Here is a 14,097-nt window from a genome sequence, read left to right as displayed (position 1 = left end):
CGGCTCATGCGATGCGACCCAGGTCGGCGCGGTTGATGCCGTGGGCAAGCGGCTGATCGGCTGCGAGGCGTTCGATCTCGGCTACGGCCGCTTCACCTAGGCGGGTGGTTTCGTTGCCCATGGCCCCGGCTAGGTGGGGGGTAATGAAGACGTTGGGGGCCCGCAGCAACGGAGATTCTGGCGGTAGGGGTTCGGGGTCGGTCACGTCCAGTACGGCGTCCAGCCGGCCGGAGACGCATTCGCGTTCGAGAGCTGCGTGATCTACCAGCGCACCACGCGCGGTGTTGATCAAGACCGCGCCGTCCGGCATCGACGAGAGCAGCTCCGCGGAGACCAGTCCGTGGGTTTCCGGCAGGAGTGGCGCATGCACCGTGACGATGTCGCTCGCGGAGAAGAGTGTCGGCAGGTCGCACCATCGAGCACCCAGCTCGGCAGCTTCCGCCGGGCTCAGGTACGGATCGCTCACCAGCACCTCGACGTCCAGCGAACGCAACCGCGCGATCACCAGCCGACCGATCCGTGACGCGCCCAGCACGCCGACCGTCGTACCGAGCGTTCCCAGAATCGGTGCCCCAGGCAACGGTCTCTTCACACCCGAATCCCGGAACCACTCCCGGTGCCGGAACGCTCGCTTCCCAGCCAGCACGATCGCCGCCAGCGTGAACTCCGCCACCGGGATCGCGTTCGCCGCGGCCGCCGACGACACCTCGATCCCGCGCTCGAACACTGCCGGATCGACGAACGTCTTGATCGTCCCGGCCGCGTGCACGATCGCCCGCACCTTCGGCGCCGCATCGAGTACGTCGACCGTGATCCGCGGGCATCCCCAACCGGTCAGCAACACCTCCGCCGCAGCCAACTCGTCGCCCACCTCGTCGAACGACGCCTCCAACCGCGGCCGACCGCCCGGATCCAATCCGAGCAGGTCGGCTGCGTCTTCCAGCCGGTGCCGGGCGGCTGGGGTGATCACCTCTGACCAGGTGTCCACGGGCATGGCTACGAGGGTGCGTAGGCGCGGGACAGCGTGGGGGTTCGGCACGAATCACTCCTAGTAAACGGTTACTAGAAACCGTAGACAGCTCGACCACCACAGGTCAAGACAAGTTCCAGTTAGTGCTTGACAGCAAGGCGGTGAACGTTTCATGGTTACTGCCAATCACGACAGCAAACGCTTACTATCAGGAGGGCCACATGCATCGGCAGGTACGGCGACGCGCAGCGCGGCGGGCAGGGCCCGGTCCAGGACTGCGTCAGCGGCTCCGCCGCGACCGCACGATGCTGCTGCTGGTGCTGCCCGGCTTCCTGTTCTTCGTGGTGTTCCACTACGTGCCGCTGCTCGGCAACGTGATCGTCTTCCAGGACTACCAGCCGTACCTCGGCTTCAAGGGCAGCCCGTGGGTCGGCTTCGGCAACTTCTCGGTGTTCGCCGAGCCGGACTTCTACCGCGCACTGCTCAACACGCTGAAGTTCGCCGTACTCCAGCTGGTCCTGTTCTTCCCCGCACCGCTGGGCCTGGCCCTCCTGCTCAACAGCATCCTCAGCCCGAAGATCAGACGGTTCGTGCAGAGCGTCGTCTACCTGCCGCACTTCATCGGCTGGGTGATCCTGATCTCGATCAGCCAGCAGCTCATCGGCGGCACCGGGCTGCTCCCCCAGCTCCTCGGCGACCTCGGCCTGCCGCGCGTCGACCTGATGACCAGCTCCGGCTTCTTCCCGTGGCTCGTGACGCTGCAGCTGATCTGGAAGGACGCCGGCTGGGGCACGATCATCTACCTCGCCGCGCTCCTCAACATCGACACCGAGCACTACGAAGCGGCCGCGATCGACGGCGCCGACCGGTGGAAACGGCTGTGGCACGTGACATTGCCGGGCATAGTGCCCGTCACCTTGCTGCTGCTGATTCTCAACCTGGGCAGCATCCTCTCGGTCGGCTTCGAGCAGATCCTGCTCCAGCGCGACGCGGTCGGCGCGGACGCCGCCGAGGTACTCGACACGTACGTCTACTTCCACGGCGTCCTCGACGGCCAATGGGGTCCGGCCGCCGCGGTCGGCCTGGTCAAGGGCCTGATCGGCCTGGTCCTGATCCTCGGCGCGAACAAGCTCGCCCACCGCTTCGGCCACGAAGGGATCTACAGCAAATGACGACTTCGCAACGGCCCCCGTGGATGGAGGCACCGAGCAGACTCGGCCTGGCGATCAAGGGCGTCGTGATCGCGATCGTCTGCCTGCTCGTCCTCTACCCGTTCGTGAACATCGTCGCGACCAGCCTGGCCGGCGAGTCCGAGATCACGAAGCGCGGCGGCATCATCCCGTTGTTCCCGAGCGAGCCGACGCTGGCGGCGTACCGGACGATCTTCGCGGGCGGCGTCGTCAGCCACGCGTTGCTGGTCAGCGCCGGCATCACGATCATCGGTACGGCGCTCAATCTGGTCGTCACGATCGCGCTCGCGTACGGGTTGAGCCGGCCGATCGTCGGCGGGCGGTTCGTGCTCACCGCCGTACTGTTCACGATGCTGTTCGGCGCCGGCATCATCCCGAACTTCCTGCTGATCAAGGCGCTCGGCCTCTACGACTCGTACGCGGCGCTGATCGTGCCCGGCCTGGTCAGCGCCTTCAACTTCCTGATCCTGCGCAACTTCTTCCAGAACATCCCGTCCGAGCTGCTGGACAGCGCCCGGATCGACGGCGCCGGCGACCTCGCGATCCTGATCCGCATCGTGCTCCCACTCTCGAAGGCCGTCCTCGCCGTCGTCGCACTGTTCTACGCGGTCGGCCACTGGAACGCGTTCTTCAACGCCTTGCTCTACCTCAACGACACCAACAAATGGCCGTTGCCGCTCGTACTTCGTCTCTACGTCCTGCAGGGACAACCTGTCGGCGGCGGAACCGAATCGCCCGGCGAGGCGGTCGCGTCGATCCAGGCCGTGCAGATGGCGGTCGTCGTCGTGGCGCTCGTCCCGATCCTCTGCGTCTATCCGTTCCTGCAGCGCTACTTCACCAAGGGCGTACTCACCGGCGCCATCAAGGGTTAGGAGAAAGACCGTGACCACCCCATCGCTCAGTCGCAGAAGCTTCCTGCGGAGCGCAGTAGGCGTCGCCGTGATGAGCGCTACCGGCGTACCCACGCTGGTTGCCTGCAGCAACGGCAGTACGGCGGCCGGCACCGCCCGCGCCTCCTCGGTGACGCTCCCGACGTACGTCGCCTTCACCGGCCCGAAGCCGGATCTCCCCGGTACGGCGGACGGCGTGCCGCCGGGGTACCGGACGTACCCGAAGGACCTCGTCACCACGGTGCCCAAGCCGCCGCTCAACGGCGGCAAGGTCAGCGTGATGACCGACATCTTCGACCCGCTGCCGCCGGCGCGCGACAAGAACGCCGCCTGGCAGGCCGTCGAGCAGAAGCTGGGCGGCACCCTCGATCTGACCATCGTTCCGGACAGCGACTGGGCGACCAAGTTCCAGACCATGCTGGCCGCGAACCAGCTTCCGGACCTGGTGCTGCTCACCGACCCGACCGCGGTCAACAACCTGCCCGCGTTCCTCGCGGCCAAGTGCACGGATCTGACGCCGTACCTGTCCGGCGACAAGGTCAAGGACTATCCGAACCTGGCCAACATCCCCGCGGTGATCTGGCAGGCGTGCGTGGTCCAGGACAAGATCTACGGGCTGCCGATCCCGCGCAGCATCACCGGCGGCGCCGGCTTCTACAACCAGCGGATGTTCGACGAGGCCGGCGTCGACTACCCGGCCACCGCAGAAGACTTCCTTGCCGCGTGCAAGGAGTTGACCAAGCCGCAGCAAGGTCGCTGGGCGATCGTGAACTCGAAGGGCAACACGTTCTTCACGATGATCCAGCAGATGTTCGGCGTACCGAACGGCTGGCAGCTCGACGGCGGCAAGCTGGTCCGCAGCTTCGAGACCCCGGAGTACAAGGCGGCGCTCGAGTTCGCGATCGAACTGGTCAAGGCCAAGGTGCTCGTCCCGGGCTCCGACGGCATCGACGGCACGGCCCGCAAGAACGCGTTCCGCTCCGGCAAGGGCGCGCTGGTGTACGACGGCTTCCCGGGCTACTCGGGTTACGTCAAGGACATGTCCCGCCTGGACCCGAAGAACGACCCGCGCGCGTTCGTCCCGATGGCGCCGAAGGGCGGCAAGGCGAACACCTGGTCGGACAACATCCTGTTCGCGTACACGCTGATGAAGAAGGCCGACGACACCCGCGCCAGGGAGCTGCTCGCGGTCGCGAACTTCTTCGCCGCCCCGTTCGGCAGCACCGAGAACCTGCTGCTCACGTACGGCGTCGAGGGTGTCGACTTCACCCGCGACGCGAAGGGCAACCCGAAGCTGACCAGCAAGGGCGAGGCCGAGCTGACCGTGCCGTGGAAGTACATCACCGCCGCGCCGCAGGCCCTCTACAACACCGACTCGACGACGTACGTCGACCGCGCGCACGAGGACCTGACCAAGCTGATCGGCATGGTCGTCAAGGACCCGACGGCGTCGCTGATCTCGCCGACCAACGACAAGTCGGGTGGCGACATCGGCCAGCCGCTGACCGACGTACGCAACGATGTCATCGCCGGCCGGAAGCCGATCAGCGCGTTCGACGCGGCGGTGAAGAAGTGGGCGAAGGACGGCGGCGACAAGATCCGCGGCGAGTTCGAGTCGGCGCTCGGGGGCGGTGCGAGCCCGCGATGAGTTGGTTGACCGAGGCAAGGTTCGGGCTGTTCGTCCATTGGGGCATCTACGCGGCCGCCGCGCGGCACGAGTGGGTCAAGTCGTACGAGCAGCTCACCGACGCGGACTACCAGCCGTACTTCGACCACTTCTCGCCGGATCTCTACGACCCGGAGCGATGGGCCGAGGACGCCTGGAACGCCGGCATGCGGTACCTCGTGATCACCACGAAGCATCACGACGGGTTCTGCCTCTGGGACTCCAAGCTGACTGACTACTCGGCCCCGAACACGCCGTGGGGCAAGGATCTGCTCGCGCCGATGGTCGAGGCGTTCCGCGAGCGCGGGTTCAAGATCGGGCTGTACCACTCGCTGCTCGACTGGCACCATCCCGAGTTCCCGGTCGACCTGTACCACCCGCAGCGCAAGGACGTCGACTTCATCGACCGTACGGCGGATCGCGACGTCTCGAAGTACGCGGACTACCTGCACGGACAGGTCCGCGAGCTGCTGACGGAGTACGGGAAGATCGACGTGATGTGGTTCGACTTCTCGTACGCCGATCGCGGGTTCAACGCGAAGGGGCCGGACGAGTGGCGGTCGGCCGAGCTGCTGCAGATGGTGCGCGAGCTGCAGCCGGGGATCCTGGTCAACAATCGGCTAGGCCTCGGCTCAGGCGACTTCACCACGCCCGAGCAGGTGCAGCCGCCGGGGAGTGAGGTTGCTGCTGGCAACGGTACGCAGGTGCCGTGGGAGGCGTGCCACACGCTGAACGGCAGCTGGGGCTACCACCGCGACAACCACGACTGGAAGTCGCCGGCGCTGCTGATCCGGATGCTGGTCGACGCTGTCTCGAAGGGCGGCAACATGCTGCTCAACGTCGGCCCGAACGGCCGCGGCGCCTGGGAATCACGCGCTACGAAGGTCCTCGAGGGCATCGGCGACTGGATGCGACTCCACGAACGCTCGATCCGCGGCTGCGGCCCGAGCACGTACGTCCCGCCCGCCGACTGCCGCTACACCCAGAACGGCCGCCGGCTCTACCTGCACATCTTCGCGTGGCCGATGGGGCACCTCCACCTACCCGGCCTCGGCGACAAGGTCTCGTACGCACAGTTCCTGCACGACGCGTCCGAGGTCCGGCGCGTCACCGTCGACCCGTCAGCACCCGGCCACACCCATCTCGCCGGCCTACCGGACAACACCCTCACGCTGAAACTGCCGAACCGCGCCCCCGCCGTCGACACCTGCGTGATCGAACTCTTCCTCGACAAGTAACCCCCAGTACGACGAAGGCACCCACCTCGACCCGGCGGGTGCCTTCGTCCCATGAGACCTGCAGGGAAAGACCAAGAAGAGAGGCTATTCAGAAGTCCTCGGTCAGTCCGCCGCCGTGGAAGCGCGGTGGGACCGTGGGAAGAGCTTGAAGACCAGAGAAGACGAAATGCTTCGATGTCCGGTCCGGGTTCGCTTGCACCGCCGAGCCTGCCCAGACACCAACCGGATCCGGTGTCGGGTTCGCCGAGTCGTGGGTTCTGGCGATATTTTGCAGCCGCTGTCCACGACTCGGCGTACCGGCCCGGCGCCATTCTCCACGACTCGGCGAACCAGCCGACCGGGTGGCCGCCGGCGTCAGCCACTCCGCCGAATCCGTTTCCCCGCGGCTTCATCCAAGACTCCTGAATAACCCTCGCCTCTGGATAGCCCTCTATTTTCGGCTGGTTGTCGAGGGTGTTAGCCGGATTGTTGGCTTCGGGACGTGGTACGTCGTCACGTCGGCGCCGTCCATCGCCGCGAGGATCGCCTCGCCCACGATCGTGCCGAGCCCGTGGACGTCGACGGTGACCACGCTCAACGGCGGATGCGCGAGCCGGGCGACGGCGGTGTCGTCCCACGCGATGATGGACAGCTCCTCGGGGACCGCGACGTCCAGTTCCTTCGCGATGGTGAGACCACCGATCGCCATCAGGTCGTTGTCATAGACAACCGCACTGGGGACCCGGCCGCCGGTCAGCAACTGCCGGGTCGCCTCGCGGCCGGACTCCTCGGAGTAGTCACCCTCGATCAGCTGCCCCCGCACGTCGCGCTCGGCGCAGGTCGCGATGAACGCCTCGTCCCGGGCCTGGCAATGCACCATGTCGCGTGGACCGCTCACCCTGGCGATGTCGCGGTGCCCGAGGTCGGCGAGCGCACGAACCGCCGCCCGCGCGCCTTCGGCGTTGTCGACCAGCACGTTCGTGATCGGCGCCTGCAGCTCAGGCCCGCCGAGCAGCACCCCCGGTGTCCGCAGGCGCACCAGCTCGTCCAGCCGGGGGTCGTCACTGCGGAGATCGACCATGACGATCCCGTCGACGTACTCCTGAGCCACCCAGCGGCGCCAGATCTCGATCTCGCCGGCGACGTCCGCGGTGAACTCGATCAGCAGGCTGCAGCGCCGCCCGGCGAAGTACTCCTCGATGCCCTGGACGACGTCGGCCATGAACGGTTCCATCCCGAGGACCCGGTCAGGACGCGCCAGCACCAGCCCGGCAATGCGATCCCGGGGCGTCACGTCCTGCATAAACTGCCCTCCTAGGCGGCCGTTCCCACTATATTCACAGATCTAACTAACCGGACAGAAGGCGGATGGACCGATGCAGCAGGTCAGCGACTCCTCGCAGTCGCCGGGCTACGATCCGGCGCCGACGAGCAGTCGCGCCCTGATCGTCGACCGCATCCGCTCCGCCGGCACCCTCAGCCGGGTCGAACTTACCCAGCTCACCGGCCTGAAGGCACCATCGGTCACCGCGGTCGTCCGCCGGCTGATCGACGACGGCCTGGTCGCCGAGACCGGTCGCGGTACGTCGACCTCCATCGGCGGCAAGCCACGCACGCTGCTGCAGATCCGGGCGGCGGCGCGGTACGTCGTCGGCGTACACCTCAGCGAGGACCACCTGACGTACGTGCTGGTCGACTACGCCGGCGGCGTCGTCGCGCGCTGGCGGCGGGACGGTCCGGGAGACGAGAGCGACCCCGAGCAGGTCGTCGAGCGGGTAGCGAACGAGACCCGCGAGCTGATCGCGCGCTCCGGCGTCGATCCGGCGCTCGTCCTCGGCCTCGGCTTCGTCTGCCCCGGCCCGCTGATCCGCAACCGCGGAGTCACGTCGGCGCCGCCGTCGATGACGCGCTGGGTCGGCTTCCCGATCCGCAGCCGCCTCGAAGAACTGCTCGGGATGCCCGCACTGCTCGAGAACGACGCGACCGCGGCCGCGGCAGGCACCCGCCTCACCACCAGCCACGACGTCTCGGTGATGGCGGCGCTGTTCATGAGCGAAGGCATCGGTTCCGGCCTGCGACTCAACGGCAACGTCTACCAGGGCGCGCACGGCAACGCCGGCGAGGTCGGGCACATCTGCGTCCAGATCGGCGGTCCGCGCTGCTGGTGTGGAGGCACCGGCTGCCTGGAGGCGCTCGCCGGGCCGGCCGCCGTCGTCGAGAAGGCGCGCGCGGCCGGGCTCGATCTCGGCTCGCACCGGCATTCCGGTGTCGCCGCCTTCGCCGCCATCGCCCGGCTGGCCTTGAGCGGGGACTCCCGCGCGGAGGCGATCATCCGGGACAGCGCCGCGTGGATCGCCATCGGCGCGCAGACGATCGCCAACATGTACGACGTACAACTCCTGGTCCTCACCGGGCCGGCCTTCGCCGTCGCCGGGACGATCTACCTGCCGATCCTGCAGGAGCGGATCCTGAGCTCGGTCTTCGGGCGCAGCGTCGGCACCGAAGTGGTGCTGGACGAGCGCGGGCACGACGCGGCGGCGATCGGCGCCGCGCTGATGATGCTCAAGTCCGAGCACGCGATCTCCGCCTAGCTGCCGCCCCGGCGCCGCCCCTCCGCGCCGCCCCGTCGCCCGGCCCTCCCACGCCTGTCGGCGCGCGCTCGCGACCCTGCGCGGTCAAATCGTTACCCGCCCGAACCCTTGCGCCAAGTTTATTAGGCCAACTAAGTTACCGCCCAGCTTCCCTGGCCGGCTGCCGGGTGACGCGTTCCAAGGACCGCGTTGGTGCGGACCATGCATGCCCGGAAAGGAATCCCCCATGCTCCGGAACTCCACGAACCGCCCCCGGCTTCGACGCCTGGTGAGCGCCGTTGCCGCCGTGACCGCAACGGCCCTCACGCTCGGCGCCTGCTCCGGCGCCGCCACCGGCGGTGGCCAGGCGACCGCGAAGGACGCCTCGATCACGGTCGCGGCGGGCGACATCACGGCGAAGAACTTCAACCCGTTCAGCTCCACGGCGTTGCAGCCGACGCTCGGCGTCATCTACGAGCCGCTGTACTGGTACAACTTCGCGAAGCAGTCCGAGGCGACCCCGGTGCTTGCGACCGGTTACTCCTGGAACGCGGCCGGCACCGAGCTCACGATCAAGCTCCGCCACGGCGTCAAGTGGAACGACGGCCAGCCGTTCACCGCGACGGACGTCGCCTACACGTTCAACCTGGTCGCGAAGACCCCCGCGCTCAACCCCTCCGGCCTCGCCGCGACGGCCAAGGCCACCGCGGACGACACCGCCGTACTGACGTTCAAGTCGAAGTCCCTGATGCAGGAGCCCGCCGTCCTCGCGAACCAGGCGATCGTGCCGGAGCACATCTGGAAGGACATCAAGGACCCGACCACGAACCTCAACGAGAACCCGGTCGGCACCGGTCCGTTCAAGCTGAAGTCGTTCACACCGCAGAGCTACGTGCTGACGAAGAACGACCAGTACTGGGAGACGGGCAAGCCCACGATCAAGGAGGTCCGCTACCTGCCGGTGCAGTCGGCGGACGCGGCCAGCGCCGCCCTCGTCGCGGGCAAGGTCGACTGGGCGAGCGCGTACCTGCCCGGGATCGACAACATCATGAAGTCCAACAAGGACCTGACCTACGTCAACACTCCCGTGATGACGACGGTGATCGTGACGTGTTCCAACGCCCAGCTCGGGTGCGCCGGCCCGCAGACCGATCCCGCAGTACGCAAGGCCATCTACCTGGCCATGAACCGCGAGCAGCTCGCCAAGCTGGCCGGCGGTGGAGTCGCGGGCGTCGGATCACCCACGCTGCTGCTCCCCGGCCGCGACGACGGCTGGATCGCGGACGCCGGCTCGGCCAAGCTTCCGCAGAGCGCGAACGGCGACGAGGCGGGCAAGCTCCTCGACGCGGCCGGCTGGACCAAGGGCAGTGACGGCGTACGGACGAAGGCCGGTAAGCGGCTGACGCTGACCGTCCAGACCGTGACGGGCTGGAGCGACTACATCTCGATCAACGACACGCTCAAGCAGCAGCTGGCCGCGGTCGGCATCGAGCTGAAGCCCAGCCAGGTCTCGTGGAACGAGTGGAACGCCGCCCAGACGAACGGGAAGTTCCAGCTGTCGCTCGACTCCGTCGGCCTCGGCGCCTCCACGAACCCGTACTTCACGTACGACAGCAAGCTCGCCTCGACGAACACCGCCGCGGTCGGCAAGAGCGCGTCGGCCGGCAACCAGTCCCGGTTCTCGAACCCGACCGTCGACGCGGCCCTCACGGCGGCGGCCGGTACGACGGATCCGGCCGCGCAGAAGGCGGCGTACGCGAAGATCCAGGGCGTCATCGCGGATCAGCTGCCCTACATCCCGGTCTACGTGAACTCGATGCTCACCGAGTTCAACACCTCGCGTGCGACCGGCTGGCCGACCAAGGACAACACCTACGTCCTGCCCGCGGCCTGGAAGGCATGGGACGCCGGGATCGTGCTCAAGACCATCACCCCCGCCAAGTAGCGGCTGACTGTGCGCTATCTGCTGCGAAAGCTCGTCTTCTACGTCGCCGCTCTCTGGGCAGCACTGACGCTGAACTTCCTGATTCCCCGGCTGATGCCGGGGAACCCGGTCGACCTCATGCTGTCCAAGCTGGCGACGAAAGGTCCGGTCACACCGACGACCCGGGCAGCCATCGAGGCGCTGCTCGGGACGGACACACACTCGTCCCTGTGGGCGCAGTACTGGACGTACCTGCACCAACTGGTGTCCGGGAACCTCGGGACCTCGATCGCGTACTTCCCGGAGCCGGTCTCCCAGGTCATCGGCCAGACGCTGCCCTGGACCGTCGGCCTGATCGGGCTGGCGACGGTGATCTCGTTCGCCGTCGGCATCCTGCTCGGCCGGGCCGCCGGCTGGCGCCGCGGGTCGTGGATCGACAACCTGATCCCCGTCACCACGATGCTGCAGTCGGTGCCGTACTTCTGGCTGGCGCTGCTGTTGCTGTTCCTGCTCGGCAGCACGTGGCCGGTCTTCCCCCTCAACGGCGGGTACGACGTGTACTCCGTGACGCCGGGGTGGAACCTGCCGTTCGCGCAGTCGATCGTGTACCACGGCACGCTCCCGGCGCTGACCATCGTCATCTCGTCGATCGGCGGCTGGATGCTCGGGATGCGCAACATGATGGTCTCGACGCTGTCCGAGGACTTCGTCGTCACCGCCGAGGCGAAGGGCCTGACCCCGAGGCGGATCCGTTCGCGCTACGTCGCCCGGAACGCGATCCTGCCGTCGATCTCCGGGTTCGCGATCTCGCTCGGCTTCGTGGTCGCGGGCTCGATCGTCACCGAGGCGGTGTTCACGTACCCCGGGATCGGCTCCGCGCTGCTGCTTGCCGTCGGCAACAACGACTACGCGCTGATGCAAGGCGTCTTCCTGATCATCACGCTCGCGGTCCTCGGCGCCAACCTGCTCGTCGACCTGCTGTACGGCGTCATCGACCCGCGCACCCGCGCGCGATCCTGAACGGGGTGAACTGATTTGGCCATCACCACTGAAGGAGCAGCGCAGGCCGCGACCTCGGAGGCGGCGCCGGCCCGGCGCAGGCTGCCGCCGATGACGCTGAAGCTGGGCGTCGGGCTGAGCATCGCCGGCGTGATCGTCCTGTTCGGCGTGATCGGACCGCTCGTCGTCGGCAACCCGTCGACCGTCCGCGACATGGGACTGACCGCTCCGGGCAACGGCTTCCTGCTCGGCACCACCCAGACCGGTCAGGACGTCTTCGCCCAGCTCGCCTACGCGACCCGCGGCTCGCTGATCATCGGCCTCGTGGTCGGCGCACTCACGCTGCTGCTGTCGTCGTTCTTCGGCATCGTCGGGGCGTTCGTCGGCGGCTGGGCGGACGAGGCGTTCTCGCTGTTCACCAACATCATGCTCGTCATCCCCGGCCTGCCGCTGGTGATCCTGATCTCCAGCTATGTACCGAACAAGTCGATCTGGCTGGTGGCCGCGGTCCTCGCGATCACCAGCTGGGCGGGGTCCGCGCGCGTCCTGCGCGGCTTCACCCTGAGCGTGCGCAGCCGCGACTACGTGCTCGCAGCAAAGATCAGCGGCGAGAAACGCTGGCGGATCCTGTTCGTCGAGATCCTGCCGAACCTGATCCCGCTGCTCGCGTCGCAGGTGGTGTTCGCGGTGATCTTCGCGATCCTCGGCGAGGCGGGGCTGTCGTTCCTCGGCCTCGGCGCGTCCGGGTCGTTCACCTGGGGCACGATGCTGTTCTACGCACAGAACGGGCTCGCGCTCCGGCTCGGAGCCTGGTGGTGGTTCGCGCCGCCAGGCCTGGCGATCGCGTTGTTCGGTGCGGCGCTGTCGCTGATCAACTTCTCGATCGACGAGATCATCAACCCGAAGCTGCGCTCGCAGACGCGCGCCGAGCGCAACAAGTGGAGCGTGAAGGCATGAGTAGTCCCGTGCTCAGCATCGAGAATCTCAGCATCGACTACCTCGCCGAGACCACCGTGCATGCGGTGCGCGAGGTCTCGCTGACGTTGGAACGCGGCGAGATCCTCGGCCTGGCCGGCGAGAGCGGCTGCGGGAAGTCGACGCTCGCGTACGCGATCACCCGGCTGCTCAAGCCGCCGGCGCGGATCACCTCGGGACGCGTCGTGTTCTCGTCGCGGGAAGGGTACGACGTCGACCTGTCGGGTCTGGCCGGGGACGATCTGCGGGCGTTCCGCTGGGACAAGATCGCGATGGTCTTCCAGGGCGCGATGAACTCGCTCAACCCGGTACTGCGGATCTCCGAGCAGCTCGAGGACGTGTACATCACGCACCGGCCCGAGCTGACCAAAGCGGAACGCCGGATCCGTTGCGGCGAGCTACTCGAGCGGGTCGGCGTCGAGCGGAACCGGCTCCGCGCGTATCCGCACGAGCTGTCCGGCGGGATGCGGCAGCGCGTGATGATCGCGATGGCGCTCGCGCTCGAGCCGCAGGTGCTGATCATGGACGAGCCGACGACCGCGCTCGACGTCGTCGTACAGCGGGAGATTCTGCTCGAGATCACCCGGCTGCGGGCCGAGCTCGGGTTCGCGGTCATCTTCATTACCCATGACCTGCCGCTGCTGCTGGAGATCAGCGACCGGATCGCTGTGATGCGGGCCGGGCTGATCGTCGAGTTGGACGATGCCCTAACGCTCTACACGAAACCCAAGCACCCTTACACGCGGCGGCTGCTCTCGTCGTTCCCCAGTCTGACGGGCGAGCGCGGCGGATTCGTCCGCAGCGGGGACCTGACTTCCGTGGAGCTCGATGAGACGGAGCAAACCGTTGAGGCCGTCGAGATGGAGAGCCGATGAGCGTCCTCGAAATGCGTGAGGTGGTCAAGGAGTACCGGCTCCGCGAAGGCCTGCGGACCACGCGGCTACGTGCCGTCGACAAGGTCAGCTTCGAGTTGCAGCCGGGGCGCACGATCGCGCTCGTCGGTCAGTCCGGCTCGGGCAAGTCGACGATCGCCAAGCTGCTGATGCAGCTCGAGCGGCCGACGTCCGGATCGATCCTGGTGGACGGCGAGCCGATGCAGTATCGCGGTGCGCGCGCGGCGGCGTACCGGAAGGCCGTGCAGATGGTGTTCCAGGATCCGTTCGGGTCGCTGAATCCGTACCACACGATCGGACATCACCTGGCCCGGCCGGTGAAGCTGCATCATCCGGATTTCACGCGCGAGCAGGTGACCGATCGCGTGGCGGAGCTCCTGCGGCGGGTCCGGCTGGACGAGGACTATGTCACCCGGAAGCCGCACGAGTTGTCTGGTGGCCAGCGGCAACGAGTTGCGATCGCGCGAGCGCTCGCACCGGAGCCGGCGATCCTGGTCGCGGACGAGCCGGTGTCGATGCTCGACGTGTCGATCCGGTTGGGGGTGCTCAACCTGCTCGCCGCCCTGCAGCGGGAGGAGAATCTCGGGGTCCTCTACATCACCCACGACCTCGCGACCGCGCGGCATTTCAGCGACGAGATCATGGTTCTGTACCACGGCGCGGTTGTCGAGCACGGCCCGGCTGATGACGTGATCCTGAATCCCCAGCATGAGTACACGCAACTGCTCGCCGAGGCGTCTCCTGCGCCGGAGCGCCGGTTGGCCGAACTCGGGCGCTGAGGGCACCCCCGGCTTTGGGGCGCC

The 14,097-nt window shown here is 67.5% G+C and carries 12 protein-coding genes; 10 read left to right on the top strand and 2 right to left on the bottom strand.

Annotated elements, in window-relative coordinates:
* Positions 1–4: 4 nt before the first annotated feature.
* Positions 5–994, bottom strand: a complete 990-nt coding sequence (locus tag ACQPYH_RS13670; protein ID WP_432890887.1) for a hydroxyacid dehydrogenase — start codon at positions 992–994, stop codon at positions 5–7.
* Between the two features lie 197 nt (positions 995–1,191).
* Between ACQPYH_RS13670 and ACQPYH_RS13665 the strand changes: the two genes are divergently transcribed.
* The 4 genes from ACQPYH_RS13665 to ACQPYH_RS13650 are packed head-to-tail and all read left to right on the top strand — an operon-like array spanning position 1,192 to position 5,954.
* Positions 1,192–2,142: an ABC transporter permease gene (locus ACQPYH_RS13665; protein WP_432890884.1), complete on the top strand. Its 951-nt coding sequence runs from the start codon at positions 1,192–1,194 to the stop codon at positions 2,140–2,142.
* Positions 2,139–3,032: a carbohydrate ABC transporter permease gene (locus tag ACQPYH_RS13660; RefSeq protein WP_432890882.1), complete on the top strand. Its 894-nt coding sequence runs from the start codon at positions 2,139–2,141 to the stop codon at positions 3,030–3,032. Before ACQPYH_RS13665 ends, ACQPYH_RS13660 begins: the two co-directional genes overlap by 4 nt.
* A 10-nt stretch (positions 3,033–3,042) precedes the next feature.
* Positions 3,043–4,698 carry an extracellular solute-binding protein gene (locus ACQPYH_RS13655; protein WP_432890879.1) on the top strand — a complete coding sequence of 552 codons (1,656 nt, stop codon included), beginning with the start codon at positions 3,043–3,045 and terminating at the stop codon, positions 4,696–4,698.
* Positions 4,695–5,954 (top strand): alpha-L-fucosidase, encoded by a 1,260-nt coding sequence (locus ACQPYH_RS13650; RefSeq protein WP_432890877.1) that lies wholly within the window; start codon positions 4,695–4,697, stop codon positions 5,952–5,954. Before ACQPYH_RS13655 ends, ACQPYH_RS13650 begins: the two co-directional genes overlap by 4 nt.
* A gap of 430 nt (positions 5,955–6,384) precedes the next feature.
* Here the strand turns inward: ACQPYH_RS13650 and ACQPYH_RS13645 are convergent, their stop codons facing one another.
* Positions 6,385–7,236, bottom strand: coding sequence for a LacI family DNA-binding transcriptional regulator (locus ACQPYH_RS13645; RefSeq protein ID WP_432890874.1), 852 nt, complete (start codon positions 7,234–7,236; stop codon positions 6,385–6,387).
* 73 nt (positions 7,237–7,309) lie between these two features.
* On the opposite strand from ACQPYH_RS13645, the gene ACQPYH_RS13640 reads away from it, so the two are divergent.
* The 6 genes from ACQPYH_RS13640 (at position 7,310) to ACQPYH_RS13615 (ending at position 14,073) form a co-directional block, all read left to right on the top strand.
* Positions 7,310–8,524 (top strand): ROK family transcriptional regulator, encoded by a 1,215-nt coding sequence (locus ACQPYH_RS13640; protein ID WP_432890871.1) that lies wholly within the window; start codon positions 7,310–7,312, stop codon positions 8,522–8,524.
* Positions 8,525–8,750: 226 nt separating this feature from the next.
* Positions 8,751–10,448 (top strand): ABC transporter substrate-binding protein, encoded by a 1,698-nt coding sequence (locus ACQPYH_RS13635; RefSeq protein WP_432890869.1) that lies wholly within the window; start codon positions 8,751–8,753, stop codon positions 10,446–10,448.
* A 9-nt stretch (positions 10,449–10,457) separates the two neighbouring features.
* The gene (locus ACQPYH_RS13630) at positions 10,458–11,447 is read left to right on the top strand and encodes an ABC transporter permease (protein ID WP_432890866.1); all 990 of its coding nucleotides are present in this window, start codon (positions 10,458–10,460) and stop codon (positions 11,445–11,447) included.
* Positions 11,448–11,537: 90 nt separating this feature from the next.
* Positions 11,538–12,383: an ABC transporter permease gene (locus tag ACQPYH_RS13625; RefSeq protein WP_432890863.1), complete on the top strand. Its 846-nt coding sequence runs from the start codon at positions 11,538–11,540 to the stop codon at positions 12,381–12,383.
* Positions 12,380–13,276 carry an ABC transporter ATP-binding protein gene (locus tag ACQPYH_RS13620; protein ID WP_432890861.1) on the top strand — a complete coding sequence of 299 codons (897 nt, stop codon included), beginning with the start codon at positions 12,380–12,382 and terminating at the stop codon, positions 13,274–13,276. Before ACQPYH_RS13625 ends, ACQPYH_RS13620 begins: the two co-directional genes overlap by 4 nt.
* A complete protein-coding gene (locus ACQPYH_RS13615) occupies positions 13,273–14,073 on the top strand; it encodes an ABC transporter ATP-binding protein (protein ID WP_432890858.1) in 801 nt (266 codons plus the stop codon). Before ACQPYH_RS13620 ends, ACQPYH_RS13615 begins: the two co-directional genes overlap by 4 nt.
* Positions 14,074–14,097 lie beyond the last annotated feature (24 nt).

The sequence above is a fragment of the Kribbella sp. CA-245084 genome, assembly GCF_050942355.1.
Taxonomy (GTDB): Bacteria; Actinomycetota; Actinomycetes; order Propionibacteriales; family Kribbellaceae; genus Kribbella.
The sequence above is the reverse complement of the archived record's forward strand: the minus strand, read 5'-3'. Positions and strand labels throughout refer to the sequence as shown.

Coding starts and splice junctions, on each gene's coding strand:
- ACQPYH_RS13670 (WP_432890887.1), bottom strand. CDS start 994: ATGCCCGTGGACACCTGGTCAGAGGTGATCACCCCAGCCGCCCGGCAC.
- ACQPYH_RS13665 (WP_432890884.1), top strand. CDS start 1,192: ATGCATCGGCAGGTACGGCGACGCGCAGCGCGGCGGGCAGGGCCCGGT.
- ACQPYH_RS13660 (WP_432890882.1), top strand. CDS start 2,139: ATGACGACTTCGCAACGGCCCCCGTGGATGGAGGCACCGAGCAGACTC.
- ACQPYH_RS13650 (WP_432890877.1), top strand. CDS start 4,695: ATGAGTTGGTTGACCGAGGCAAGGTTCGGGCTGTTCGTCCATTGGGGC.
- ACQPYH_RS13645 (WP_432890874.1), bottom strand. CDS start 7,236: ATGCAGGACGTGACGCCCCGGGATCGCATTGCCGGGCTGGTGCTGGCG.
- ACQPYH_RS13640 (WP_432890871.1), top strand. CDS start 7,310: ATGCAGCAGGTCAGCGACTCCTCGCAGTCGCCGGGCTACGATCCGGCG.
- ACQPYH_RS13635 (WP_432890869.1), top strand. CDS start 8,751: ATGCTCCGGAACTCCACGAACCGCCCCCGGCTTCGACGCCTGGTGAGC.
- ACQPYH_RS13625 (WP_432890863.1), top strand. CDS start 11,538: ATGACGCTGAAGCTGGGCGTCGGGCTGAGCATCGCCGGCGTGATCGTC.
- ACQPYH_RS13620 (WP_432890861.1), top strand. CDS start 12,380: ATGAGTAGTCCCGTGCTCAGCATCGAGAATCTCAGCATCGACTACCTC.
- ACQPYH_RS13615 (WP_432890858.1), top strand. CDS start 13,273: ATGAGCGTCCTCGAAATGCGTGAGGTGGTCAAGGAGTACCGGCTCCGC.